6 protein-coding genes and 1 pseudogene are annotated in these 6,649 nt (G+C 71.6%); 3 read left to right on the top strand and 4 right to left on the bottom strand.

Features of this window, described 5'->3' with window-relative positions; all coding sequences use genetic code 11:
- Window positions 1-349: 349 nt before the first annotated feature.
- Window positions 350-676 (top strand): hypothetical protein, encoded by a 327-nt coding sequence (locus D7V93_RS34730; protein WP_120647458.1) that lies wholly within the window; start codon window positions 350-352, stop codon window positions 674-676.
- Window positions 677-681: 5 nt separating this feature from the next.
- On the opposite strand, the gene D7V93_RS34725 is transcribed toward D7V93_RS34730, so the two are convergent.
- Entirely contained in the window at window positions 682-1,668 is a 987-nt protein-coding gene (locus D7V93_RS34725; protein WP_120647457.1) for an aldo/keto reductase, read from the bottom strand.
- Window positions 1,669-1,958: 290 nt separating this feature from the next.
- Between D7V93_RS34725 and sppA the strand changes: the two genes are divergently transcribed.
- Window positions 1,959-3,755 (top strand): signal peptide peptidase SppA, encoded by a 1,797-nt coding sequence (gene sppA, locus D7V93_RS34720; protein WP_120647456.1) that lies wholly within the window; start codon window positions 1,959-1,961, stop codon window positions 3,753-3,755.
- A gap of 10 nt (window positions 3,756-3,765) precedes the next feature.
- Here the strand turns inward: sppA and D7V93_RS34715 are convergent, their stop codons facing one another.
- Complete coding sequence (locus D7V93_RS34715) at window positions 3,766-4,326, bottom strand: cysteine dioxygenase (protein WP_244237686.1); 561 nt, start codon at window positions 4,324-4,326, stop codon at window positions 3,766-3,768.
- Window positions 4,327-4,613: 287 nt separating this feature from the next.
- Between D7V93_RS34715 and D7V93_RS34710 the strand changes: the two genes are divergently transcribed.
- Complete coding sequence (locus D7V93_RS34710) at window positions 4,614-5,606, top strand: GspE/PulE/PilB domain-containing protein (protein ID WP_120647454.1); 993 nt, start codon at window positions 4,614-4,616, stop codon at window positions 5,604-5,606.
- 39 nt (window positions 5,607-5,645) lie between these two features.
- Here D7V93_RS34710 and D7V93_RS34705 read toward each other — a convergent pair whose 3' ends face one another.
- Complete coding sequence (locus D7V93_RS34705) at window positions 5,646-6,254, bottom strand: Uma2 family endonuclease (RefSeq protein ID WP_120647453.1); 609 nt, start codon at window positions 6,252-6,254, stop codon at window positions 5,646-5,648.
- Between the two features lie 77 nt (window positions 6,255-6,331).
- Window positions 6,332-6,649: pseudogene (locus tag D7V93_RS34700) on the bottom strand (tRNA uridine-5-carboxymethylaminomethyl(34) synthesis GTPase MnmE); the annotation flags it as partial.

Raw genomic sequence — 6,649 nt, 5'->3', positions numbered from 1 at the left:
GGGCGGATGGCTTCGCCTGCGCGCGCGCGGGCGCGGTGGCGGCGGGCTTCGCGGCCGGGGCGCGGGCCCACACGGGCGGGCCCGCCAGGAGCAGGACGGCCAGCAGGGCGAGCGGGGTACGACGCGGCATGCGGTCCTCGGGGTGCGACGGAGTGGGCACGGGACTTCTAACCGTCCCACGGGGTCCCGCCATCCCGAGCGTCGCCGCGCCCCCTGGCAGGTCCTGCTCCGTGCTTCCAACCCTGGAGGTTGTCCGCTATCCTGGCGTGGATCCGCTTCCGGAGCACGGCCGGATCCCCCATGTCAGGAGGGGTTGATAGGAGACCCGCTCTCCACGAGGAGGAACGGAATGGCGACGGCGATGGGCGGGGATGTGGTGATGAAGCTCCTGCAGGAGTTTCGCGAAATGCAGGAGGAGGCGCGGATCCAGTACGCGCGGACGGACCGGGCCTTCAAGCGGGCCACTCAGCAGACCCAGATGCTTGCCGAGCACGTGGAAAAGCTCGCCACGGAGCTCTTCGCGCTCTCGGTGGAAGTGAACGGAATCAAGCGCGTGCACGGGAAGATGTTCGAACAGGTGGGCCGAACCCTGAACCGGCTCGCGGAAGCCCAGGCGTCCGACCGTCAGCGCATCGACACGCTGGAGTTGCACGTGGACGGAGCCGGGAAGCCCTGAGCCCGTCAGACGTGGGCCTCGTCCTGGAACGCGACGGCGCCTCCGTGCAGCGCGTCCTCCAGCTCGCGGACCTCTTCGGAGGAGAGCCGGAAGTGCCTGGCCTGGATGAAGCCATCCACCTGCTTGCCATTGCGCGCCCCGACGATGGCGGCGGTGACGGCGGGATGCCGCAGCACCCAGGCGATGGCCACCTCCGCCACGGAGCAGCCATGCCGCTCGCCCAGCCCCCGCATGCGCTCCACCAGGGCCAGGTGGTGCGACAGCTTCGGCTCCTGGAAGTCCGGGCTGCGGCGGCGCCAGTCGTCGTCTGGCATTGCCTGGATGCGCTCGCGCGTCATCGCCCCGGTGAGCAGTCCCGACGCCATGGGTGAGTACACGATGACGCCCATGCCTTGCTGCTGGCAGTAGGGCAGCACGTCCTGCTCGATGTCGCGGCGGATGAGCGAGTAGGGCGGCTGCAGCGACGTCACCGGCGCGATGCGCCGCACCCGCTCCAATTGGGAGACATTGAAGTTGGACGCGCCCAGCCAGCGCACCTTGCCCTGCCGTTGCAGCTCCGCCAGCGCCGTCCAGCCCTCCTCGAGCTCCGCCGTGGACTCCACCGGCCAGTGCACCTGATACAGGTCAATGGCATCCACCTTCAGCCTTCGCAGGGACGCCTCGCACTCCCGCCGCACCGAGTCCGCCTTGAGCACACGGCGGACGTTGCCCCGGCCATCCCAGGTCATGCCGCACTGGGTGAAGACATATGGGCGCGGGGAGCGGCCCTTCAGCGCCTCCGCCACCACCTCCTCCGAGTGCCCCAACCCATACACCGCCGCGGTGTCGATCCAGTTGATGCCCGAATCCAGAGCGCGCTGGATGGCTTCAATGGATTGCGCGTCGTCCTGCGCCCCCCAGGCGAACGCCCCGCCCGCACCGCCAATGGCCCCCGCGCCAAAGCCCAGCACCGTGACGTCCAGGTCGGAGTTGCCCAACCGTCGCTTCTGCATCCCATGCCTCCCGGGGGCGAGCGGGGAAGAGGAGCGCGGGCGCCCGGCTGCCGCCAGGGTCTTCGCTCGGGGACCGTAGTGCCCCTGGGGGGACGGTGTGCACCCCGCCAGCCGGTGCCCTGGACCGGGTGCCGGCCCGCCTCCCATCCACCGGGACGGGCGGGCGCCGCCTCGCGTCCGCCTGGGACGGTGCATGGAACGCAAGCATCGTCGCGCGCGTGCGTTTGATGGTAGGCCGCCCTGAGTCGGGGGGCCGTCCCTCGGGCACGTGGACACAGGAGTCCTTCCGGATGAAACGCTTCTTCATCGGCGCGCTGGCCTTCATTGGAGCGCTGTCCGTCCTCTTCGTGGTGGGTGTGGTGGGGTTGTTGATGCTCGCATCGGCGAGCAAGCCGGGCGTGCCCTCGAACCTGGTGCTGGAGCTGGACCTGCAGCAGCCCCTGCCGGAGTACACGCTGGACACGTCGCTGGCGGGGGCCTTCGGGGACGCGCCCACGTCGCTGCGGGACGTGGTGGAGGCCCTGGAGCAGGCCGGCAAGGACCCCCGGGTGAAGTCGCTGGTGGTGCGCGTGGGGCAGCCGGGCAGCTCCGCGCAGGTGCAGGAGCTGCGGGACGCGGTGAAGGCCTTCCGCGCGACGGGCAAGCGGGCGGTGGCCTACGCAGACGGCTTCGGGGAGGCGGGCAACGGCACCGGGGCCTACTACCTCGCGAGCGCCTTCGACTCCGTCTTCATCCAGCCCTCCGGGGACGTGGGGCTCACCGGCATCGCGCTGGAGACGCCCTTCGCGCGCGAGGCCTTCACGAAGTTCGGCGTGAAGGCGGAGTACGGCAAGCGCGCCGAGTACAAGAACGCCGTCAACACCTTCACCGACGACGCCTACGGCGCCGCGCAGCGCGAGGCCACGGAGTCCTACGGCGGCAGCCTCTTCCGCCAGGTGGTGAAGGGCGTGGCCGAGGGCCGCAAGCTCACCGAGGACGAGGTGCGCGCCCTCATCGACCGCGCGCCCTTCATGGGCCAGAAGGCCGTGGACGCGAAGCTGGTGGACGGGCTGCGCTACCGGGACGAAATCTACGACGAGCTGAAGCAGCAGGCCGGCGACGGGGCCCAGTTCCTCTACGTGGACAAGTACCTGGAGCGCGCGGGCCGGCCGCACCAGACGGGGACGACCATCGCCCTCATCTACGGCGTGGGCGAGGTGCTCCGCGGCAAGAGCCAGTCCAACCCGCTCTCCGGCGGCCAGGTGATGGGCGGCGACACGGTGGCGGCGGCCTTCCGCAAGGCGGTGGAGGACCCGAACGTGAAGGCCATCCTCTTCCGCGTGGACAGCCCGGGCGGCAGCTACTCCGCGAGCGACACCGTGCGCCGCGAGGTGCAGCGCGCGCGCGAGGCGGGCAAGCCGGTCATCGTCTCCATGGGCTCGTACGCGGCCAGCGGCGGCTACTACGTGGCCATGGGCGCGGATAAAATCGTCGCGCAGCCGGGCACGCTGACGGGGAGCATCGGCGTGTACAACGGCAAGTTCGTCACCGCGGACTTCTGGGCGAAGTTCGGCGTGAACTTCGACACCATCGCCTTCGGCCGCAACGCGACCTTCGGCAGCACCGACCTGGACTTCACCCCCGAGCAGCGCGCGCAGTTCGAGTCCGAGCTGGACGATATCTACCTGGACTTCACCAGCCGGGCGGCCCAGGCGCGCAACATGCCGCTGGAGAAGCTGCAGGCGGTGGCGAAGGGCCGCGTGTGGACGGGCGAGGATGCACTGGAGCGAGGGCTGGTGGACGCGCTCGGCGGCTACGCGAAGGCGCTGGAGCTGGCGAGGGAGGCCGCGAAGCTCTCCAAGGACGCCCCGGTGCGCCTCCAGGTGTTCCCGCGCCCCAAGGCCACGGGCCAGGTGCTGTCGGAGCTCCTGGGCAAGAACGACGCGGACAACAGCGATGACGACGCGGCCGGGGCCCAGGCGGGCGTCGCGCCCCGGGTGCTGGAGCAGGTGCGGGCCGTGTACCGGGTGGGCGCGAAGCTGGGGCTCACGGAGCAGGGCCCGGGGGCCCGCATGCTCTACGCCCCGATGCCGGAGGTGCGCTGGTAGCCGCTGGGGCTCAGACGTGCAGGGGCAGGATGGGGCGGCCCTCGTTGGGCCGCACCGGCCGCCCGAAGACGCTGTGGTAGCGCAGGGCGTGCGTCGCGCAGCGGTGGCGGCGCGGGTCGAAGACGAGGCAGTTCGCCACCGGTCCGGCGTAGACGTGCAGCGTCACGCCCTGGGCGCTGGTGGAGCACACGCGGTGGATGGACGCGCCGTTGTCGCGAAAGTCCACGTGGCCCGCGCCCACCGGGCCCACCCGCTCCGGCAGGCCCAGCCGCGCCATGCCGGGCCCGGTGCCACCCTCCAGCAGCGGGTAGTTCTCCAGCAGGAACTGGCCGCGCTGGACGCTGAACCAGCACTCCTGGCCGTCATGGTCGTGGATGGGAGACGACACGCCCGGCGACCAGCAGTTGAGGATGATCTCCATCCCCTCGTCCCGGTGGACGAGGTTGCGGGTGTAGCGCCCCGGCAGGAAGTGGAGATAGGGCTTGAGACTGGCCGGATCCACCTGGAGCCCGGCCATGGCCGTGTCCACGCCCGCCAGACCTCCGGGGGACGCTCGACGCGCGCGGAGCATCCGCACGAATTCTCTCAGGCACACATCACCCATGCGTACAGCCTAGGAACGTCTCCGACAGTTGGCCACCCTCAGGTCTACCGATGAACGTCCGCTTTGTCGTCCCCCCTTCAAGGATTGGGGCTTCGTCCGTTGAAGGACGGCAGCCCCCGGGGAATCACGGGCGTGGCGCGGCAGGTCTGCGGTCTTTGGTTTAGCTGTAATTTTACACTTCCTTGCGGTAGAGGGAAGTGGTGGTGGCAGGTCGACCCGGCCAGAGCATCGAGGGGGGCCGAGGAGAGCACGCAATGAAGAAGCGCTTGGGGGACATCCTGCTCGCTCGGGGTGTGGTGGATTCGATGCAGTTGCAGTCGGCGCTGGCGTACCAGCGCAAGTGGGGCGTGGCCCTGGGCCAGGTGGTGGTGGATCAACGCTTCTGCACGGCGGAGGCGGTGCTGTCCGCGTTGGCGGCGCAGTCCGGGGTGGGGTCGGTGGATCTGGACGCCCAACCGCTGGACGCCTCGCTCGCCAAGTGGATTCCCTGCAAGGTGGCGGAGGCGCACCGGGTGGTGCCGCTGCGGCTGGAGGGCCAGGGTCTCCGCGACACGGCGCTGGTGGTGGCCATCGCCGCGCCCGCCAGTCTGGCGGCGCTGGACGTGGTGAAGAGCGTGTCCGGCAAGGCGCGGGTCGTGCCCCTGCTGGCCACGGACGCGGCGCTGAACCGCGCCATCGGGAGGCTGTACCGGGGCGAGCCGGCGACGCCCCAGCGCCGTCCCGGCATGGAGGGCTTCTCCCTGCCCGAGTGGGACGAGTCGCTGCCCCTGGTGACGGGCACGTCCCTGGCGGAGCTGACGACCCTGGAGGCTCCGATGGAGGCCCCGGGGGAAGCGCTCCCCATGCTGGCGCCCCTGGAGGCCGTGCGGGTGCCGGTGCGCGAGGCGCGCGTGGCGGTGCAGGAGCAGGTGCTGGTGTACGGCTGGGGCGCGGAGGCGGCGGCCGGGCTGGTGAAGGTGCTGGGCGCGGAGGGCTTCACGGTGAAGGTGGCGAGCACCGGGGACGTGTGCGCCGCGGTGGAGACGCAGGTGGTGGTGGCGCCGCTGCCCGCGATGGAGGTGCTGGCCCAGCGGCTGCGCGCGCAGGTGCTGGTGGCGGGCAAGGTTCCGGAGCGGGACCTGCCCCGGGCGCAGGCGGTGCACGCGCGGGGCTTCCTGGCGGCGCCGGTGGATCCGGATCTCCTGGTGCGCGCGGTGCGGCGGCTGTCGCGCGCGTCCGACGAAGCGCGCCTCAAGCACGCGAGCTGACGGGCCCGGGGGCGTCTTCGGGCCCGCGCCGTTCACTCCTCAGGGCACCGCGAGGAGCCGGGGCAGCTCCTCCGGCACATCGGGAAGCCAGAGCGACCCCAGCTCCAGGGGAACGGAAGGGAAGGGCTCGGCGCGCACCAGGGCGTCGTCCTCGTGGCTCGCGGTGAGGAGCCAGCCGCGCTTGACGCGCTGGTAGACCTCCAGCGTGCGCGCGAGCGGATCCACGAGCCACACGAAGGAGACGCCGGCCCGCGCGTACAGGGGCAGCTTGCGCGCCCGGTCCAGCCCGGTGGTGGCGGGGGTGAGCACCTCGCAGACCCAGTCCGGCACGAGGTTGAAGAAGCCAGCGCCCGGCTCCGGTGGGGCGGCCACGCGCTCGCGGCGCCAGCCGGCCAGGTCGGGCACGAGGAGGTCCTCGCCCAGGTGCAGCTCCGGGGCCCGCAGGAAGCACCAGCGGCCGTTGCCACCCCGACGCTTGTCCAACCGCTCTCCCAGCTCCACGCCCATCATGAAGGCCGCGCGCGCGGGCGCCACGGAGGGGCGGGGCGAGGCCACCAGCTCGCCATCGAGGATTTCACCCACCCAGCCCGACGGCAGCGCCGAGAGCAGGGAGTGGGAGGTGGGCTGAAGGTGCTGGAGTGCCGTCATGAATCCTCGGGGAGCGCCGGGTAACGCGAGGCATTCTAGGGAGGGGTCTGACATGCCGGCCGGCGCCCGGCGGGGGGCTATTTCCCGATGCAGAAGCGCTGGAAAAGGGTGTCCAGAAGGGCATCGGACACGCTCGTTCCGGACACTTCGCCCAGGGCCTCCAGCGCGAGCCCGACCTCGCCGGAGAGGACCTCCAGGGTGGACACGCGCGACGCCTCCTCCGCGCGGCCCAGCGCCTCGGCGGCACGACGCAGGGCGTCCGCGTGGCGCTCGGAGACGAGGGCCACCGCGGAGGGCGTGCCACCGCCCCACAGCCGCGCGAGCACGGAGGTCCGGAGCGCGTCCACGCCCTCTCCCGTGAGCCCGCTGACGCGCGGCCCGGGGGAGGGGAGGGG

The organism is Corallococcus llansteffanensis, from assembly GCF_003612055.1.
Taxonomy (GTDB): domain Bacteria; phylum Myxococcota; class Myxococcia; order Myxococcales; family Myxococcaceae; genus Corallococcus; species Corallococcus llansteffanensis.
The sequence above is the reverse complement of the archived record's forward strand: the minus strand, read 5'-3'. Positions and strand labels throughout refer to the sequence as shown.

What these genes read in the sequence shown, in the direction of transcription:
- D7V93_RS34730 (WP_120647458.1), top strand. Translation starts at nt 350, where the DNA reads ATGGCGACGGCGATGGGCGGGGATGTGGTGATGAAGCTCCTGCAGGAG.
- sppA (WP_120647456.1), top strand. Translation starts at nt 1,959, where the DNA reads ATGAAACGCTTCTTCATCGGCGCGCTGGCCTTCATTGGAGCGCTGTCC.
- D7V93_RS34705 (WP_120647453.1), bottom strand. Translation starts at nt 6,254, where the DNA reads ATGACGGCACTCCAGCACCTTCAGCCCACCTCCCACTCCCTGCTCTCG.
- D7V93_RS34710 (WP_120647454.1), top strand. Translation starts at nt 4,614, where the DNA reads ATGAAGAAGCGCTTGGGGGACATCCTGCTCGCTCGGGGTGTGGTGGAT.
- D7V93_RS34715 (WP_244237686.1), bottom strand. Translation starts at nt 4,326, where the DNA reads ATGCTCCGCGCGCGTCGAGCGTCCCCCGGAGGTCTGGCGGGCGTGGAC.
- D7V93_RS34725 (WP_120647457.1), bottom strand. Translation starts at nt 1,668, where the DNA reads ATGCAGAAGCGACGGTTGGGCAACTCCGACCTGGACGTCACGGTGCTG.